This is a genomic window from Methylobacterium sp. CM6241 (genome assembly GCF_054817845.1).
Map to the genome: position 1 here is coordinate 111,377 of NZ_CM139246.1, position 16,226 is coordinate 127,602.

Below are 16,226 nucleotides of genomic sequence, written 5' to 3' on the forward strand. Positions count from 1 at the left end.
CCATGGCGACCCGCTCCGCGACTGCCCCCCTGAGCCGCCCGGGCATCTACTTGGTCCGGATGCTGGTCTTCCTGACCCTCGTCGGGTTCCTTGCCTTCGTCTTGTTCCGGCAGATCACGCCGGCTTTCCTGGCCAATGCCGGGTTGAACGGGCTGATCCTCGGCGTCCTCCTCATCGCCATTCTGCTCGCCTTCGGCCAGGTGATCCGCCTCTTCCGCGAGGTCGCCTACGTCAACGCGGTCGCAGCCGGTGAGGGGTCGGCCAAGCCGCCCTCGCTGCTGGCGCCGCTCTCCCCGGCGATCCTGGCGCGCCGTGAGGGGACGACTCAGGCCGGCGTCCGCTCCTATCTCGACACCGTGGCCGCCCGCCTCGACGAGGGGCGCGAGATCCTGCGCTACGTCGCCGGGCTTCTCATCCTGCTCGGACTGCTCGGCACATTCTGGGGTCTCATCGACACGCTGGGCGCGGTGGGCAGCGTGATCCAGAGCATGCGCGGCGGCGGCGAAGCCAGCGCGATGTTCGACGAATTGAAGAGCGGCCTCGCCAAACCGCTTTCCGGCATCGGCCTCGCCTTCTCGGCCTCGCTGTTCGGCCTCGCGAGCTCGCTCATCACCGGCTTCCTCGACCTACAGGCAGGCCAGGCTCACGCCCGCTTCCACAACGAGCTGGAGGATTGGCTGGTCTCCGGCGAGGAGCAGGCCGCGGTGGCGCGTCCCGTGACAGCGCAAGAGCCGGCCTCGGCCCGTGAACTCACCGAGGCGGTAGACAGGCTGGCGGCCATCATCTCGGAGGGCGCCAACGGCCGCGTGGCGACTCAGGCGATGACCAACCTCGCCGAGGGTATCCAGGGTCTCGTCCAGCACATGCGGGCCGAGCAGCAGATGATCCGCGACTGGGTCGAGGCGCAGGCGACGCGGGAACGTGAACTCAAGCAGGTGCTCGACCGGCTCGGCCGCGAGAAGGCCTGATGGCTTCGCTGCGCACGCGCCGGGACCGGAGCCTGAACGTCTGGCCGGGCTATGTCGATGCCCTGGCGACGCTGCTGCTCGCCGTCGTCTTCCTGCTGACGATCTTCGTGGTCGGACAGTTCTTCCTGTCCCAGGAGATCACCGGCCGCGATTCGGTGCTGAACCGGCTCAACCGGCAGATCGCGGATCTCACCGATCTTCTCGCCCTGGAACGCTCCAATCGGCGGGCGCAGGAGGAGAAGGCCTCGAACCTGCGCACGACGCTTCTCGGCACCGAGGCCGAGCGCGACAAGCTGAAGGAACAGGCGGGCGCTGCTGCGAGCAGTGACGGTCGCCAGGGCGAAGTCGACAAGCAGTTGGTGGCCGAACGTGCCACCAATGCACGCGCCGCGTCGCAGATCGATCTCCTCAACGAACAGATCGGCGCCATGCGCCGCCAGCTCGCCGCCCTCGAGGACGCGCTCGCCGCGAGCGAGAGCCGCGACCGCGAGAGCCAGGCCCGCATCGCCGATCTCGGCAGCCGGCTGAACGTGGCGCTCGCCCAGAAGGTGCAGGAACTCGCACGCTATCGCTCGGACTTCTTCGGCCGCCTGCGCCAGATTCTTGGCAACCGCAGCGATATCCGCGTGGTCGGCGACCGTTTCGTCCTGCAATCTGAGGTGCTGTTCCCGGCGGGCTCGGCGAGCCTGAAGCCCGAGGCGGCGCCCGAGCTCGACCGGATCGCCACGGCCATCCTCGATCTGTCGAAGCAGATCCCGGCGGACATTCCTTGGGTCCTGCGTATCGACGGGCATACCGATGCCCGTCCCATCGCCAGTTCGCAATTCCCATCGAACTGGTCGCTCTCGGCAGCGCGCGCCATCGCGGTGGTGCAGTACATGGCCGGCAAGGGCATTCCGCCCCAACGTCTGCTTGCCGCCGCCTTCGGTGAATTCCAACCCATCGAGGCCGGTACCAGCGACGATGTCTACGCCCGCAACCGCCGCATCGAACTGAAGCTCACCGAACGTTAAGGCAGGGCCCCTACCGTAGTGGTGCCAGCGCCACTGCCCACACGACGAATGCGCCGGAGAGCAACCCGAAGGCCATGAATTCCACCGCGCCGGTCAGGATCATCCGCTTGAGCATTGTGATCGCCTCTCGTTGACGCGACGATCTTTGTTCTTGTTTTGTTCTGTGTAAAGCGGGCATTCAAGGCGGTTCGAAACTGGGTTACCGGCCCCTTAACAAAGCTCGGACGTCTTCCCTAACGCGATTCGCTCGGCCAACGGCGTCGTCGAACCACGCTCTCAGACGCCGATATCGTTTCGACCGCGCAGTCTTGGCGAACGATTCCGAGTCTGTCCGAAATCTTACCAAGAGCGATCGCACGGCAACTCCGTGGCCGGCGAAGCAATTGACAGAACAATCAGCGCGAAAAATCTCTGGCGCTACTTCATCTTCGGCTGATTTTTCTGTCAAATGTGAATGACCGGATGCGAATACATCTCATCGCCCTTGGTTCTTATGGCGACGTTCTTCCGTTTCTCGCCATCGGCGCCGAATGCCTGCGTCGCGGGCACGATGTCATCCTCGCGGCCCCTGCCCCCTTTGCCGACCACGCAACGCGCATCGGTCTGCCGTTCCACTCCCTTGGCGATTCTGACGATTACCGTCAGATTGTATCCGATCCCCGGCTCTGGCATCCGAGGCAGGGGGCGGCCGCGTTGTTCGGCAACATGGCGGCGGCGACGGAGCAGACCTATCGCTGGATCGCCGAGAATGCGCGCAAGGGCCGTTCGATCGTCGTCGCTTCGACCCTGGCCTTCGGGGCGCGGGTAGCGCAGGAGAAGCTGCGCCTCCCCGTCATCACGATCCACGCGATGCCCATGGTGATGGAGAGCCGCTACGCCTCCCCGATCCTACCGGGCGTACCGCTCCCCTCTTGGGCGCCATCCCGACTTCGGCACTGGATCGGCCGGGGCGCAGACAGATACGTGATCGGCCCGGCCGCTTTGCCTTCCATCAACGCGTTCCGGCAGGAACTGGGCCTCAACCCGGTGCGACGGCTGCGATACTGGTGGAATAGCCCTTCCCGTATCCTGCTCCTGTTTCCCGATTGGTTCGCCCGTGCTCAGCCGGATTGGCCGCAGCAGGCCGTGCATGTGGGCTTTCCCATCGCCGACCGGTTCGGCGACACGGATCGCCTCGGGCTCCATCTCTCACGGTTCTTGAAGGCGGGTGATCCCCCGCTCGTCTTCACCTATGGATCGGCGATGCGCCAGGCGACCGCCTTCTTCCGTACCGCCCTCGCGATCTGCCAGCGCCTGGGACGGCGCGGGGTGTTCCTCGCACCGGAACAGGGACAGGTGCCCGAGATCCTCCCGGAAACCGTGATCCATGTCCCCTACGCGCCGCTCAGCGCTTTGCTGCCGCACGCGGCGGCGCTGATCCATCATGGCGGCATCGGCACCGTGGCGCAGGCTTTGGCCGCCGGAACGCCGCAGATGATCGTGCCGGTGGCGTTCGACCATTTCGACGAGGCGGCGCGGGTGAAACACCTTCGTGCCGGCACGAGCCTCAGCCGGCGGCGTTTCACGCCCGGGCGCGGCGCGCGCCGGCTCCGCCGCCTCCTCGCGTCGCCAGAGGTGGCCCAGGCCTGCCAGGAGCTCAGGTTGCGCTTCAACGGGGTGGACGGCGTGTCGGCCGCCTGCGACGCGATCGAACGAATGGCGCCCCGCCGTCGCTGACGGGGGCAGCTCCATTATACAAATGCAGCTGCAGATTGGGCTTCAGGCCAACTGCTCGATCATGCCGTCGCGGATGGTGACGCGTCGGTCCATGCGGGCGGCGAGCTCCATGTTGTGGGTGGCGACGAGGGCCGCGAGGCCGGAGGCACGCACCAGCGAGACAAGAATGCCGAACACATGAGCCGCCGTGTGCGGGTCGAGATTACCGGTGGGCTCATCGGCCAACAGCAGGCGCGGGCCGTTGGCGACCGCACGAGCGATGGCGACGCGCTGCTGCTCGCCGCCCGATAATTCGGCCGGGCGGTGAACAAGGCGCTCCTTCAGGCCGAGGAAGCTCAGAAGTTCGGTGGCGCGCGCCTTGGCCTCCTTGGCGCCGAGGCCACGGATGAGCTGGGGCATCACCACGTTCTCCAGGGCCGAGAATTCCGGCAGGAGATGGTGGAACTGATAGATGAAGCCCATCTCTTCGCGGCGGAACCGCGTGCGCTCGGCATCGGGCATCGCCGCCGTGGGCTGGCCGCCGATATAGACCTCGCCGCCATCGGGTCGCTCCAGCAGGCCCGCGAGATGCAGAAGCGTCGATTTTCCGGCCCCTGAGGGTGCCACCAGAGCCACGAGTTCGCCCGGCCAGATCGCGAGATCGGCCCCCCGCAGGATGTCGAGGGCTCCCGTTCCTTGCGCGTAGCGGCGTTCGACTTTGGCGAAGAACAGGGCCGGGACCGGCGGCGCGCCGGCCTCGTCGGCAGAGGTGGTCATGATGGTTGAATCTCCCCTCAGCCGTAACGCAGGGCCTGGACCGGATCGAGCCGGGCGGCGCGCCAGGAGGGATAGAGCGTCGCCACGAGCGACAGGGCGATGGAGGTGAGGACCACCACGGTGATCTCACTGGAATTCATCTCGGCCGGAATCTCCGCGAGGAACCGCACGGTCGGATCCCAGGCGGAGGGAAACAGGACCCGCTGGATCGGCTTGATGTTGAGGGTGATGAGGACACCGAGGGCGAGTCCGCTCAGCGTCCCGACGACGCCGATCAGCGCCCCGTTGATGAGGAAGACCCGCATCACCGTGCCGGGCGTGGCGCCCATCGTCCGCAGGATCGCGATATCGCTGGACTTGTCACGCACCAGCAGGATCAGGCCGGAGACGATGTTGAGGGTCGCCACCACAACGATCAGGCTGAGGATGAGGAACATCACGTTCCGCTCCACCTCCAGCGCCCCGAAGAAGGTTCGGTTGCGTTGGCGCCAGTCGGTGAGAAGCACGGGCCGCTCGGCCGCCATTTCAAGGTCGGGCCGCAATTGCGCCACCGCATCGGCGTTGTCGAGATAGACCTCGATGAGGCTGACATCGCTGTCACGGTTGAAGAAGGCCTGGGATTCGGCCAGCGGCATGAACACGAAGGTGGCGTCGAACTCGGTCATGCCGATCTCGAAGATCGCCTTCACCGTATAGGCCTTGGTGCGCGGCGCGGTGCCGAACGGTGTCGTCGCCCCCTTCGGGGTGGATAGGGTGATCTGGTCGCCGGCCTGGACGCCGAGGGACTCGGCGAGCCTTCGGCCGATGGCGACCCCGGTTCCGTCGTCGAATCCGTCGAGGGTGCCGCCCCGGATGGTCTTGGCGATGGACCCGATGGACCCGATGTCCTCGCCGCGGATACCCCGGACCAGCACGCCACTGCCGCCATAAGGCGAGGACGCGAAGGCCTGCCCTTCCACCAGCGGGATCGCCGAGCGGACGCCGGCCACCTTGGAGAGCCTGTCGGAAAGGTCGACGTAATCGGTGAACAGCTTGTCGATGGGCGTGACGAAGACGTGGCCGTTGATACCGACGATCTTGGAGAGCAGTTCGGTGCGGAACCCGTTCATCACCGAGAGGACGATGATGAGGGTGGCGACGCCGAGGGCGATGCCCAGGACCGAGAAGAAGGCCACGACGGAGACGCCGCCGCCGCGCCGCCGGGCCCGCATGTAGCGCCCGGCAATGATCCATTCGAAGGCCGCGAAGGGCGGCGTGCTGCCGCGCTTGAACAGGCCGGAGAGACCCGCCAGCCGTTCCCTCACCGTCTCTGCCAGAGCCATGCCGGCCTCAGTTCCGCTTCAAGCGCGAAATCAGGTCGATCGGTGCCACGCTCTCACGCTCGCCCCCGGCGCGGCGCTTGATCTCGACCTTGCCCTCGGCAAGGCCGCGCGGGCCCACCACGACCTGCCAGGGCAGGCCGATCAGATCGGCGGTGGCGAATTTCGCACCCGGACGCTCGTCGCGGTCGTCGTAGAGCACCGTCAGGCCGCTGGCCTCGAGGTTGGTCTGGATCTCGGCGCAAGCGGCATCGGTCGCCGCGTCTCCGGATTTCAGGTTGATGAGAGCGACGTCGAAGGGCGCCACGGAATCCGGCCAGATGATGCCGGCCTCGTCATGCGAAGCTTCGATGATCGCCGCCACAAGCCGGCTCGGGCCGATGCCGTAGGAACCCATATGAACGGGGCGATCGACTCCGTCCGGTCCGGTCACCTTCGCGCCCATGGCCTCGGAATACTTGGTGCCGAAATAGAAGATGTGCCCGACCTCGATGCCGCGCGCGGCCATCTGCTTGTCCTCGCCGACCTCGGCGAAGGCCGCCGGCTCATGCATCTCGGAGGTGGCGGCGTAGAGCGAGGTCCAGCGGTCGACAGTGCCCTGGAGGCCGGCGACATCATCGAAATCCGTAGTCACCGGCGGGACGTCGAAATCGAGATACTGCCGGTCGCAGAACACCTCGCTCTCGCCGGTCTGGGCCAGGATGATGAATTCGTGGCTGAGATCACCGCCGATCGGTCCGGTATCGGCGCGCATGGGGATCGCCTTGAGGCCTAGGCCGGCGAAAGTGCGCAGGTAGGCGACGAACATCTTGTTGTAGGCGTGCCGGGCGTTGGCCTGGTCGAGATCGAACGAATAGGCGTCCTTCATCAGGAATTCGCGCGAGCGCATGGTGCCGAAGCGCGGGCGTACTTCGTCCCGGAACTTCCACGAGATCTGGTAGAGGTTCTTCGGCAGGTCCTTGTAGGAGCGAACGCTGCCGCGGAAGATCTCGGTGATGACCTCCTCGGCCGTGGGGCCAAACAGCATTTCACGGTCATGCCGGTCGGAAATGCGCAGCATCTCCTTGCCGTAAGCCTCGTAGCGGCCGGATTCCTTCCACAACTCCGCCGACTGGATCGACGGCATCAAAAGTTCGATGGCGCCGGACCGATCCTGCTCCTCGCGGACCACCGCGCAGACCCTGTTGAGCACGCGCAGCCCCAAGGGCAGCCAGGCATAGATGCCCGCCGCTTCCTGACGGATCAGGCCGGCCCGCAGCATCAGGCGGTGGGAGACGATCTCCGCCTCCTTGGGCGTCTCGCGCAGGGTCGGCAGGAAATAGCGGGAGAGACGCATCGGGGGCCCTGGATCGTTTTGGAGCGCGATCGTACCGCGCATCGTTGCGGGGCACACAACACATTGCGTCGGGAAAATACAAGCGTCCTGCGGCGTCGAGAAAAACGCCGGGTGGTCCGAAACTCGGGCATTCCGCGAAACGAGAGCGAAAAACGCTCAACTCTTGCAAAAAAACGCCAGGAACCATCTCCTGAGACGTGACAATGCGCAATCCAGTTCCTATAAGCGCCACCGTGATGGTCGCGACGCCCGGAGAGGCAGCGCGAGGTCCGAGTCTCGGGAGGAAATTTCAGCCGCCACGCCGTCAGAAATGCGTGAGATAAAATAGGCTGACACGTCATCTGTCGTCTCAAAAAGCAAGGCGCGAGCCTTGCTTTTTTTATGGCCGACGTGGTTCTCCGGGTGTGGACGCAGGACGATCCGACACCTCGCCGGATCGCGGCGCTAGAGCCCCGACAACTCGAAGATCGGGATGACGACGAGAAACACGACGCTGGCGAGGAGCGTCGTCCAAATCGCCTTCTCGCGCAGCCGCGGCGCCGCGGGCGCCCCCGGGTCCTGTCCCGGCACGATCAGCGACGGGTCCGTCTCGACCTGATTGCGGATGGGCAGAATGACGAAGAGCAGCGTCCACCAGACCACGAAATAGAGGGCAAAGGCTCCGAACACCGTCAGCTTGAACAATACGACGGAGAGGATCGCCACCGCCGAGACGATGACGATCATGGTGGCCAGCGTCCGCCAGATCGTGGCCGAGACGGTCTGAACGAGGGCGGTCACGCCGCTCACACCTGCTCCAGTTCAACCAGGGTGCCGAGGAAATCCTTGGGGTGGAGGAACAGCACCGGCTTGCCATGAGCGCCGATCTTCGGTTCGCCGGTACCGAGGACGCGGGCGCCCTGAGCCTTCAGTTTGTCACGGGCGGCGATGATGTCGTCGACCTCGTAGCAGACATGGTGCACGCCGCCATTGGGGTTGCGCTCCACGAAGCTCTCGATGGGCGAACCCTCGCCCAAAGGCGACATCAGCTCGACCTTGCTGTTGGGCAGGTTCACGAAAACCACCGTGACGCCGTGCTCCGGCTGCGGCAGGGGCTCGGTGAGCGTGGCGCCGAGGGTGTCACGATAGATGGCACAGGCCGCGTCGAGGTCGCGCACGGCGATGGCCACGTGGTTCAGGCGTCCGATCATGGTCTGCTCCCTTCTCTGCGTCATCTGTGCGCGCATTCCCCTCCCCCTTGCGGGGAGGGGTTAGGGGTGGGGGTGGCTCCGAAGAGGTTGCGCCCTGTCCTGAACCACCCCCACCCTCATTCCCTCCCCACAAGGGGGAGGGAGGCAGCATCACACCTCCACGACCTGCACGTGGCAGGCGGGCTTCTTGCCCCAGGCTTCGTTCACGGCCGAGCGGATCGCACGATCGACGGCCTTCTCGACCGCTTCGGCATCCTTACGCTTCTGCTTCGACAGGCCGCTGAGGGTCCGCGACACGGCTTCGACGGCGACGTCGAGCATCGGCTGGCCGTTCTTGCCGCGATTGGGCAGGCCCATGATGTCGATGGCCGGCTCACCGAGAACCTCACCTTGGACGTCGATGGCGATGGCGACCGAGACGACACCGGCCTGAGACAGCTTGCGCCGCTCAGGGATCGCGCGATCCTTTGCATCGATCAGGATGTTGCCATCCTTGAACAGACGCCCGGCTTTCACGTGGTCGGTGATCTCCGGCGTGCCGGGGGCGAGGCGCACGACACTGCCGTTGCGGGCCTTGACCACGTTGCCGACACCCTGGGCCAGGGCGAAGCGGGCATGCTCGTCGAGATGGAGCGCCTCGCCGTGGACGGGAATCGCCGTCCTCGGCCGGGTCCACGCATACATCTCGGCCATTTCGTCGCGACGGGGATGGCCGGAGACGTGGACGAGTTTCGTCCGGTCGGTCACCACCTCGATGCCGGCATTGACCAGATCGTTGATGATCGCACCCACCGCCCGCTCGTTGCCGGGAATGGCGCGAGACGAGAAGATCACGCGGTCGCCGGCGGCCAGCGTCACGTCGGGATGGTCGTCGCGGGAGACGCGGGCGAGCGCAGCGCGCTCCTCGCCCTGCGACCCGGTGAGCAGGCAGACCACCTTGTCGCGCGGCAGGTAGCCGTAGCTGTCGGCCGAGCGGAAATCGGGCAGGCCGTCGAGGAAGCCGCATTCGCGGGCGACACCGATCACCCGGTCCATGGCCCTGCCGACGGCGACGACCTCGCGGCCGCAATCACGCGCGGCTTCCGCCACCGCCCGCATGCGGGCAACGTTGGAGGCGAAGGTGGTGACGGCGACCCGGTGAGGCGCTTCTGCGATGAGCTCACGCAGGGTGGCGGCGACCTCGGCCTCGCTCGGGCTGCGGCCCTCGCGTACGACGTTGGTCGAATCGCTGATCATGGCGATGATGCCCTCGTCGCCCAGCTTGCGGAACGAGGCTTCCGAGGTGACGTCGCCGAGGATCGGCGTGGCGTCGAGCTTCCAGTCGCCCGTATGCAGGACGAGGCCATGGGCGGTGCGGATCGCGACAGCGTTCGATTCCGGGATCGAATGCGAAACCGGAACGTATTCGATCTCGAACGGTCCGACCGTTACCGGCTTGTGCGCCGCGATCTCGCGCAGGATCACCTTCGGCGCGCCCGGCTCACTCAGGCGACGCGCCTCGAGCAGGTTTTTGGCGAAGCGTGTGGCGTAGACCGGAGCCTTCAGCTTGGGCCACAATTCACCGATCGCGCCGATATGATCCTCGTGCGCGTGGGTAATGAAGATGGCGAGGAGATCGTCCTTGCGCTCCTCGATGAAGCTGAGATCGGGAAACATCAGGTCGATGCCCGGGAAGCCCTCTTCCCCGGCAAAGCCCATTCCGCAATCGACCATGATCCATTTCCGGCGCTTTTCCGGCCCGAAGCCGTAGAGTGCCGCATTCATGCCGATCTCGCCCACGCCGCCGAGCGGCACGAAGACGAGTTCGTCTTGCCCTGTCGTCATCACTGTTCAACCTCAAGCCGCCGTCGCGGCCGAACCCAAATGCACCTCGCCCGCCGTCACGGTCCGTCGCGTCCCATCATCCGATCGGACGACGAGCCGCCCCGCCTCGTCGATCGTCTCGAAAATTCCTTGCACGATCTCGCCGCCCGTTCGCACCGAGACCGGTGCGCCGATCCCGGCGGCGTCATCGAGCCAAAGCTCACGGATCGATAAAAACCCGCGGCCTCGATTCCATCGTCGCGCTGCAACGACGATCTCATCCGACAGATGGTCGAACAGATCCTCGGCGCGCGGTTCGTGCTTTATCTGACTGAGGCTTGTCGCGGGATAAGGCAAGTCCTGCGGTGACGCGGCGACGTTGACGCCGAACCCGATCACCGCGGAGCGACGCCCGCCCGGATGAGTTTCCGCCTCCAGGAGAAGGCCCGCGAGCTTGGCACCCGATGCCAGCACGTCATTGGGCCATTTGAGGCGGAAGGGGCTTGCCCGACCGGACTTCCGATCCTCGATCCCATCCTGAGGTGTCATGCCGGCCGCCTCGAGGTGGCGTGGCCCGATCGTTCTCTTCAAGGCGGAAATCAACGCGACGCCCGCCACGAAGCCCAAGCTCGGAACCTGTTCCGGATCGACGTCCGAAACCGGCCAGAGCAAGCTGGCACTGAGGTTGCCCGGCAACGACGTCCATGCGCTCCCCCTGCGGCCACGCCCCGCTTCCTGCCGGAGCGCGACAACCCACAGGGGGCCCCTTTCACCCTCGCGTGACAGCTCCATCGCCCGGGTGTTGGTGGAGCCGAGGCTCTCGTAAACGTGAAGCCGATGCCCGGCCGCTCTCGCAGCCGGGCCGAGCCGATAATCCGGCCTTTCGAGAGACAAAATCCTAGAACAGCGACTTGGCCGCGGCGCCTGCCGCGCTGACAAGGGGAGAGGGCACCAGGAAGAACAGGACCACGACGGCGCTCGAGAGACCGAGCACGATGCGCAGGCCGGGCGGCATCACTTCGTAGGGAGCTTGCGGCTCGTCAAAATACATCACCTTGACCAGACGCAGGTAATAGAACGCGCCGACCACCGAGGTCACGACACCGATCACCGCGAGGCCCACGAGATCGGCCTTGATGGCGGCGGCGAAGACATAGAACTTGCCGAAGAAGCCGGCGAGCGGCGGAATGCCGGCGAGTGAGAACATCATCGCGGCGAGGCAGAAGGCCATGACCGGATGTGTCCGGGAAAGACCGGAAAGATCGTCGACCGTCTCGTACATCTGGCCGCCGCGACGCAGCGAGAGAAGCACGGCGAAGGCGCCGAGCGTCATGGCGAGATAGATGATCATGTAGATCACCACGCCTCGGATCCCCTCCTCCGAGGCAGCGGCGAGACCGATGAGGGCGTAACCGATATTGCCGATGGAGGAATAGGCCATCAGACGCTTGATCGAGCGCTGGCCGATGGCCGCGAAAGAACCGAGCGTCATCGAAGCGATGGCGACGAAGACGATGATCTGCTGCCAGATCGCGGTCACGTCCGGGAAGGCGCCGATGAAGACGCGTACGGTCATGGCGACGGCGGCCATCTTCGGCGCCGAGGCGAAGAACGCCGTCACAGGAGTGGGCGACCCTTCGTAGACGTCCGGTGTCCACATGTGGAACGGCACGGCCGACATCTTGAAGGCGACGCCGGCGGCCACGAACACGATGCCGAGCACGATGCCGAAACCGGCATTGTCGTTCAACGCCGAGACGATACCGGGGAAGGAGACGGTGCCGGTGAAGCCGTAGACCAGTGACGAGCCATAGAGCAGCATGCCGGAGGACAAGGCTCCGAGGACGAAATACTTCAGCCCGGCCTCGGTGGATTTCAGGTTGTCCCGGTGGAAGGCGGCGATCACGTAAGCGGCCAGCGACTGTAATTCGAGGCCGAGATAGAGCGCGATCAAATCGTTGGCGGAGGCCATCACCATCATGCCGATGGTGCAGAGCACGATCAGGATCGGGAACTCGAACCGGTCGATGCGTTCGCGCTGGAAATAGTCGCGCGAGAGCAGGATCGTGGCGGCCGAGCCGAGCAGGATCAGCGCCTTCATCACCTTCGAGAAGTTGTCGATGATGAACGACCCGTTGAGGGTCGTGACCTTGGCACCCGACTGCGACACGACCACGAAGAAGGCGAGAATCAACAGGATGAGTGCGCCGACATTGATGGTCTCGACAGAGCGCTCGCCGCGGAAGGCGCCGTAGAGGATCAGCCCGAGCACGCCGATCGCGAGGATCAGCTCCGGCATCACCGGCGAGAGCGAGGGCAGGACGGCCTGGATAGCGGTCATCTTACGTCGACCTTCAGCGCGCCACGGGCGGAAGAACCGCCGCGGTCTGCGTGTTCGAGAGCGCGGACTTCATGCTCTGCATCAGCGCCTCCGTGGAGGGGGCGAAGGTGTCGAGGATGGGCGCGGGATGCACGCCGTAATAGATCGTCAGGGCGACGAGAGGCGCGAGGATGAGCTTCTCCCGCAGGTCGAGATCGAGGATGCCCTGCAGGTTGGGCTTCTCGAGCTTGCCATAGATCACCCTGGAATAGAGCCAGAGGGCATAGCCGGCCGAAAGGATGATGCCGAAGACCGAGAAGAACGCGACCGTCGGGTTGGCCTTGAAGGCCCCCATCATGGCCAGGAACTCGCCGACGAAGCCCGACGTGCCGGGCAGGCCGACATTGGCCATGGTGAACACCATCATCGCTGCAGCATAGAGCGGCATCCGCTTCACGAGGCCGCCATAGGCCGCGATCTCGCGGGTGTGCATCCGGTCGTAGACCACGCCGACGCAGACGAAGAGCGCGCCCGAGACGATGCCATGCGAGATCATCAGGAACAGGGCGCCCTGGATGCCCTGCTCGTTGAGGGTGAACAGGCCCAGCGTCACGAAGCCCATATGCGCCACAGACGAATAGGCGATGAGCTTCTTGATGTCGGTCTGCATCAGCGCGATCAGCGACGTGAAGATGATCGCGATGACCGAGAGGGCGAAGACCATCGGCGCGAAATAGGCGCTGGCATCCGGGAACATCGGCAGCGAGATCCGGATGAAGCCGTAGCCGCCCATCTTGAGCAGGATGCCGGCGAGGATCACCGAGCCGGCGGTGGGCGCTTCCACGTGGGCGTCGGGCAGCCAGGTATGGACCGGCCACATCGGCATCTTCACCGCGAAGGAGGCGAAGAAGGCGAGCCACAACCAGTATTGCATGCCGACGGGGAAGCGGGTTTGCAGCAGGGTCGGGATGTCGGTGGTGCGAGCGTGCCAGTACATCGCCATGATGGCGAGGAGCATCAGCACCGAGCCGAGCAGGGTGTAGAGGAAGAACTTGAAGCTCGCGTAGATCCGGCGCTTGCCGCCCCAGATGCCGATGATGAGGAACATCGGGATCAGGCCAGCCTCGAAGAACAGGTAAAACAGCACGAGGTCGAGAGAGCAGAACACGCCGATCATCGTCGTCTCGAGGACGAGGAACGCGACGAAATACTCCTTCACCCGCGTATTCACCGAGAGCCACGACGCACCGATGCAGAACGGCATCAGGAACGTGGTGAGCAGGATCAACGGCATCGAGAATCCGTCGACACCGAGTTTAAATTTGATCGTCTCGGCGAGCCAGCCATGGGTCTCGACAAGCTGGAAGCTCGATGTCGACGGGTCGAACCGGCCCCAGGCGACGAGGCTGAGGAGGAAAGTGACAATAGTGGTCGCGAGCGCCGCCCAGCGGGCATTGCGCTTCACGCTCTCGGATTCATTGCCGAGGGTCAGGATGAAGGCCGCGCCGCAGAGCGGCACGATCAGCAGGCCGGAGAGAATGCCGAGGCCGAACATCTAGCGGGCACTCCGATACGGGTTGGCGGCCGTCATTGCGCGCGACATCAGTGTCCGACCTTGGGCAGGCCGGTGAGCATGTACCAGCTGACAATGGCGGCGACGCCGATGAGCATGACGAAGGCGTAGTGATAGACGTAACCGGTCTGCAATCGGACGACCCCGCGAGTGACGTCGAGCACGCGGGTGGCGATGCCGTCGGGGCCTAGTCCGTCGATGACCCGGCCGTCACCCTCTTTCCAGAGGAACTTGCCGAAGTTCTTGGCCGGGCGCACGAAGATCCGGTCGTAGAGTTCGTCGAAATACCACTTGTTGAGCAGGAACTGGTACAGGCTTGGCTGCTGGGCGGCGAGCCGGCCCGGCAGTTCGGGACGGCGGATATACATCCAGAAGGCCAGCAAGAAGCCGATCACCAGCATGATGAAGGGCGAGTAGGCCACAAGAGCCGGCACCGAATGGATGTCGTGCATGATGTGGTTGTCGGGACCGTGACCGAGGGCGTGGCCCCAGAACGATTCCATGCCCTCGCCGATGAAGCGGTTCTTGAAGAGCAGACCGGCGAACAGGGCACCGAAGGCCAGGATCGCCAGGGGAATCGTCATCACCAACGGGCTCTCATGCGGCGTGTGCACATGGTCGTGATGCTCGATAGCGCTGTGTGACGCCGGCTCTACGTCATGGCCCTTGTCGTCGTGCGCGACACCCTCGTGGTGTCCCGGTGCGCCGTCGGCGGTAGCAGAGGCGGCGTGAGCCAAAGCAGGTGCAGCGTGATGATCGTCATGATGAGCGGCGCCGTGGCCCGCCCAGCGGGCCGGACCCTCGAACGTCATGAAGAACAGGCGCCAGGAATAGAACGAGGTCATCAATGCGGCCACGACCGTGCACAGGAAGGCGAGCGTGTGGCCGGGCCGCGTCGAGGCATAGGCCGCTTCGATGATCGCGTCCTTCGAATAGTAGCCGGCAGTGAAGGGGAAGCCGATCAGCGCCAGGGTGCCGATGGTCATCATCGCGGAGGTGAAGGGGATGTAGCGGCGGAGCGCCCCCATGTTCCGCATGTCCTGCTCGTGATGCATCGCGTGGATGACCGAGCCGGCGCCGAGGAACAGAAGCGCCTTGAAGAAAGCGTGGGTGAAGAGGTGGAACACGGCGGCCGAATAGGCGCCGACGCCCAGCGCCACGAACATGTAGCCGAGCTGCGAGCAGGTCGAGTAGGCGATGACCCGCTTGATGTCGTTCTGCACCATGCCGATCGTGGCCGCGAAGAACGCGGTGATACCGCCGATGATCGTCACGACGATGAGAGCGTTTGGCGCCACTTCGAACAAAGGCGACAGGCGCGCCACCATGAAGACGCCCGCCGTCACCATGGTGGCGGCGTGGATCAGGGCGGAGACCGGTGTCGGTCCCTCCATGGCATCCGGCAGCCAGGTATGGAGCAGGAACTGCGCCGACTTGCCCATGGCGCCCATGAACAGGAGCAGGCACGCCAGGGTCATGGCGTTCCAGTCATAGCCGAGGAAGTGGAACGTGGCGTCCTTGAGCTCCGCGGCGCGCGGCAGGATGCCGTCGAAGGCCACCGAACCGAACAGGACGAAGACGAGGAAGATGCCGAGCGAAAAGCCGAAATCGCCGACCCGGTTGACGATGAAGGCCTTCATCGCCGCCGCATTGGCTGAAGGCTTCTCATACCAGAACCCGATCAGCAGGTAGGAGGCGAGGCCGACGCCCTCCCAACCGAAGAACATCTGAACGAGGTTGTCCGACGTCACCAGCATCAGCATGGCGAAGGTGAACAGCGACAGATAGGCGAAGAAGCGCGGCCGGTGCGGATCCTCCGCCATGTAGCCCACGGAGTAGAGGTGGACGAGGGTCGAGACCGTCGTCACCACCACCAGCATCACCACGGTGAGCGTGTCGATCCGGAAAGCCCAGTCGACCACGAGGTCACCGGCGGTGAACCACGTCGCCACCTGCACGCGGGTCGCGTGATCCGAGCCAGGCACCTCGAAGAAGGCGCCCCAGGACAGGAGGGCGGAGAAGGCGAGGAAGCCGGTGGTGATGTACTCGCACACGCGAGGGCCGAGCTGCCGGCCGAACAGGCCGGCGAGCAGGGCGCCGATGAGCGGGAAGAAGACGATCGCGTGATACATCGCTGGCTGGCCCGGCCTCCGGAAGCGTGCCGGATACCCGGCATCGCTCCATTCTCGTCAATGGGATCGCGCGGGAAGCCGCGCGGCTCGGCTTGGGTGA

The 16,226-nt window shown here is 65.0% G+C and carries 13 protein-coding genes; 3 read left to right on the forward strand and 10 right to left on the reverse strand.

Annotated features, from left to right (window positions below; all coding sequences use genetic code 11):
- Positions 1–2: 2 nt before the first annotated feature.
- The 3 genes from ACYQR9_RS00530 (at position 3) to ACYQR9_RS00540 (ending at position 3,697) form a co-directional block, all read left to right on the forward strand.
- Positions 3–968 carry a MotA/TolQ/ExbB proton channel family protein gene (locus ACYQR9_RS00530; RefSeq protein ID WP_461228349.1) on the forward strand — a complete coding sequence of 322 codons (966 nt, stop codon included), beginning with the start codon at positions 3–5 and terminating at the stop codon, positions 966–968.
- Positions 968–1,981, forward strand: coding sequence for a peptidoglycan -binding protein (locus ACYQR9_RS00535; RefSeq protein ID WP_056434347.1), 1,014 nt, complete (start codon positions 968–970; stop codon positions 1,979–1,981). The genes ACYQR9_RS00530 and ACYQR9_RS00535 overlap by 1 nt, the downstream gene beginning before the upstream one ends.
- A gap of 462 nt (positions 1,982–2,443) precedes the next feature.
- On the forward strand, positions 2,444–3,697 hold the full coding sequence (locus ACYQR9_RS00540; protein ID WP_461228350.1) for a glycosyltransferase: 1,254 nt from the start codon (positions 2,444–2,446) through the stop codon (positions 3,695–3,697).
- 42 nt (positions 3,698–3,739) lie between these two features.
- On the opposite strand, the gene ACYQR9_RS00545 is transcribed toward ACYQR9_RS00540, so the two are convergent.
- From ACYQR9_RS00545 to nuoL, 10 genes are all read right to left on the reverse strand, one after another.
- The gene (locus tag ACYQR9_RS00545; RefSeq protein WP_056434349.1) at positions 3,740–4,453 is read right to left on the reverse strand and encodes an ABC transporter ATP-binding protein; all 714 of its coding nucleotides are present in this window, start codon (positions 4,451–4,453) and stop codon (positions 3,740–3,742) included.
- 17 nt (positions 4,454–4,470) lie between these two features.
- Entirely contained in the window at positions 4,471–5,775 is a 1,305-nt protein-coding gene (locus tag ACYQR9_RS00550; protein ID WP_461228351.1) for a lipoprotein-releasing ABC transporter permease subunit, read from the reverse strand.
- Positions 5,776–5,782: 7 nt separating this feature from the next.
- Positions 5,783–7,108 (reverse strand): proline--tRNA ligase, encoded by a 1,326-nt coding sequence (gene proS, locus ACYQR9_RS00555; RefSeq protein ID WP_056434352.1) that lies wholly within the window; start codon positions 7,106–7,108, stop codon positions 5,783–5,785.
- A gap of 444 nt (positions 7,109–7,552) precedes the next feature.
- A complete protein-coding gene (locus ACYQR9_RS00560; protein ID WP_461228352.1) occupies positions 7,553–7,897 on the reverse strand; it encodes a DUF1467 family protein in 345 nt (114 codons plus the stop codon).
- Positions 7,894–8,298 carry a methylmalonyl-CoA epimerase gene (gene mce / locus ACYQR9_RS00565; RefSeq protein ID WP_056434356.1) on the reverse strand — a complete coding sequence of 135 codons (405 nt, stop codon included), beginning with the start codon at positions 8,296–8,298 and terminating at the stop codon, positions 7,894–7,896. The genes ACYQR9_RS00560 and mce overlap by 4 nt, the downstream gene beginning before the upstream one ends.
- A 150-nt stretch (positions 8,299–8,448) precedes the next feature.
- A complete protein-coding gene (locus ACYQR9_RS00570) occupies positions 8,449–10,122 on the reverse strand; it encodes a ribonuclease J (protein ID WP_056434357.1) in 1,674 nt (557 codons plus the stop codon).
- Between the two features lie 12 nt (positions 10,123–10,134).
- Positions 10,135–10,893, reverse strand: a complete 759-nt coding sequence (locus tag ACYQR9_RS00575) for a biotin--[acetyl-CoA-carboxylase] ligase (protein ID WP_461228353.1) — start codon at positions 10,891–10,893, stop codon at positions 10,135–10,137.
- 106 nt (positions 10,894–10,999) lie between these two features.
- Positions 11,000–12,442 carry an NADH-quinone oxidoreductase subunit NuoN gene (gene nuoN, locus ACYQR9_RS00580; RefSeq protein WP_419951413.1) on the reverse strand — a complete coding sequence of 481 codons (1,443 nt, stop codon included), beginning with the start codon at positions 12,440–12,442 and terminating at the stop codon, positions 11,000–11,002.
- A 13-nt stretch (positions 12,443–12,455) separates the two neighbouring features.
- Positions 12,456–13,976: an NADH-quinone oxidoreductase subunit M gene (locus tag ACYQR9_RS00585; protein WP_461228354.1), complete on the reverse strand. Its 1,521-nt coding sequence runs from the start codon at positions 13,974–13,976 to the stop codon at positions 12,456–12,458.
- A 47-nt stretch (positions 13,977–14,023) separates the two neighbouring features.
- On the reverse strand, positions 14,024–16,126 hold the full coding sequence (nuoL, locus tag ACYQR9_RS00590) for an NADH-quinone oxidoreductase subunit L (protein ID WP_461228355.1): 2,103 nt from the start codon (positions 16,124–16,126) through the stop codon (positions 14,024–14,026).
- Positions 16,127–16,226 lie beyond the last annotated feature (100 nt).

Excerpts from the sequence above, each read along its gene's own strand:
- ACYQR9_RS00530 (WP_461228349.1), top strand. The coding sequence starts at position 3 with ATGGCGACCCGCTCCGCGACTGCCCCCCTGAGCCGCCCGGGCATCTAC.
- ACYQR9_RS00550 (WP_461228351.1), bottom strand. The coding sequence starts at position 5,775 with ATGGCTCTGGCAGAGACGGTGAGGGAACGGCTGGCGGGTCTCTCCGGC.
- proS (WP_056434352.1), bottom strand. The coding sequence starts at position 7,108 with ATGCGTCTCTCCCGCTATTTCCTGCCGACCCTGCGCGAGACGCCCAAG.
- ACYQR9_RS00540 (WP_461228350.1), top strand. The coding sequence starts at position 2,444 with ATGCGAATACATCTCATCGCCCTTGGTTCTTATGGCGACGTTCTTCCG.
- ACYQR9_RS00575 (WP_461228353.1), bottom strand. The coding sequence starts at position 10,893 with ATGGAGCTGTCACGCGAGGGTGAAAGGGGCCCCCTGTGGGTTGTCGCG.
- ACYQR9_RS00535 (WP_056434347.1), top strand. The coding sequence starts at position 968 with ATGGCTTCGCTGCGCACGCGCCGGGACCGGAGCCTGAACGTCTGGCCG.
- nuoL (WP_461228355.1), bottom strand. The coding sequence starts at position 16,126 with ATGTATCACGCGATCGTCTTCTTCCCGCTCATCGGCGCCCTGCTCGCC.
- mce (WP_056434356.1), bottom strand. The coding sequence starts at position 8,298 with ATGATCGGACGCCTGAACCACGTGGCCATCGCCGTGCGCGACCTCGAC.
- ACYQR9_RS00585 (WP_461228354.1), bottom strand. The coding sequence starts at position 13,976 with ATGTTCGGCCTCGGCATTCTCTCCGGCCTGCTGATCGTGCCGCTCTGC.
- ACYQR9_RS00545 (WP_056434349.1), bottom strand. The coding sequence starts at position 4,453 with ATGACCACCTCTGCCGACGAGGCCGGCGCGCCGCCGGTCCCGGCCCTG.
- ACYQR9_RS00570 (WP_056434357.1), bottom strand. The coding sequence starts at position 10,122 with ATGACGACAGGGCAAGACGAACTCGTCTTCGTGCCGCTCGGCGGCGTG.
- nuoN (WP_419951413.1), bottom strand. The coding sequence starts at position 12,442 with ATGACCGCTATCCAGGCCGTCCTGCCCTCGCTCTCGCCGGTGATGCCG.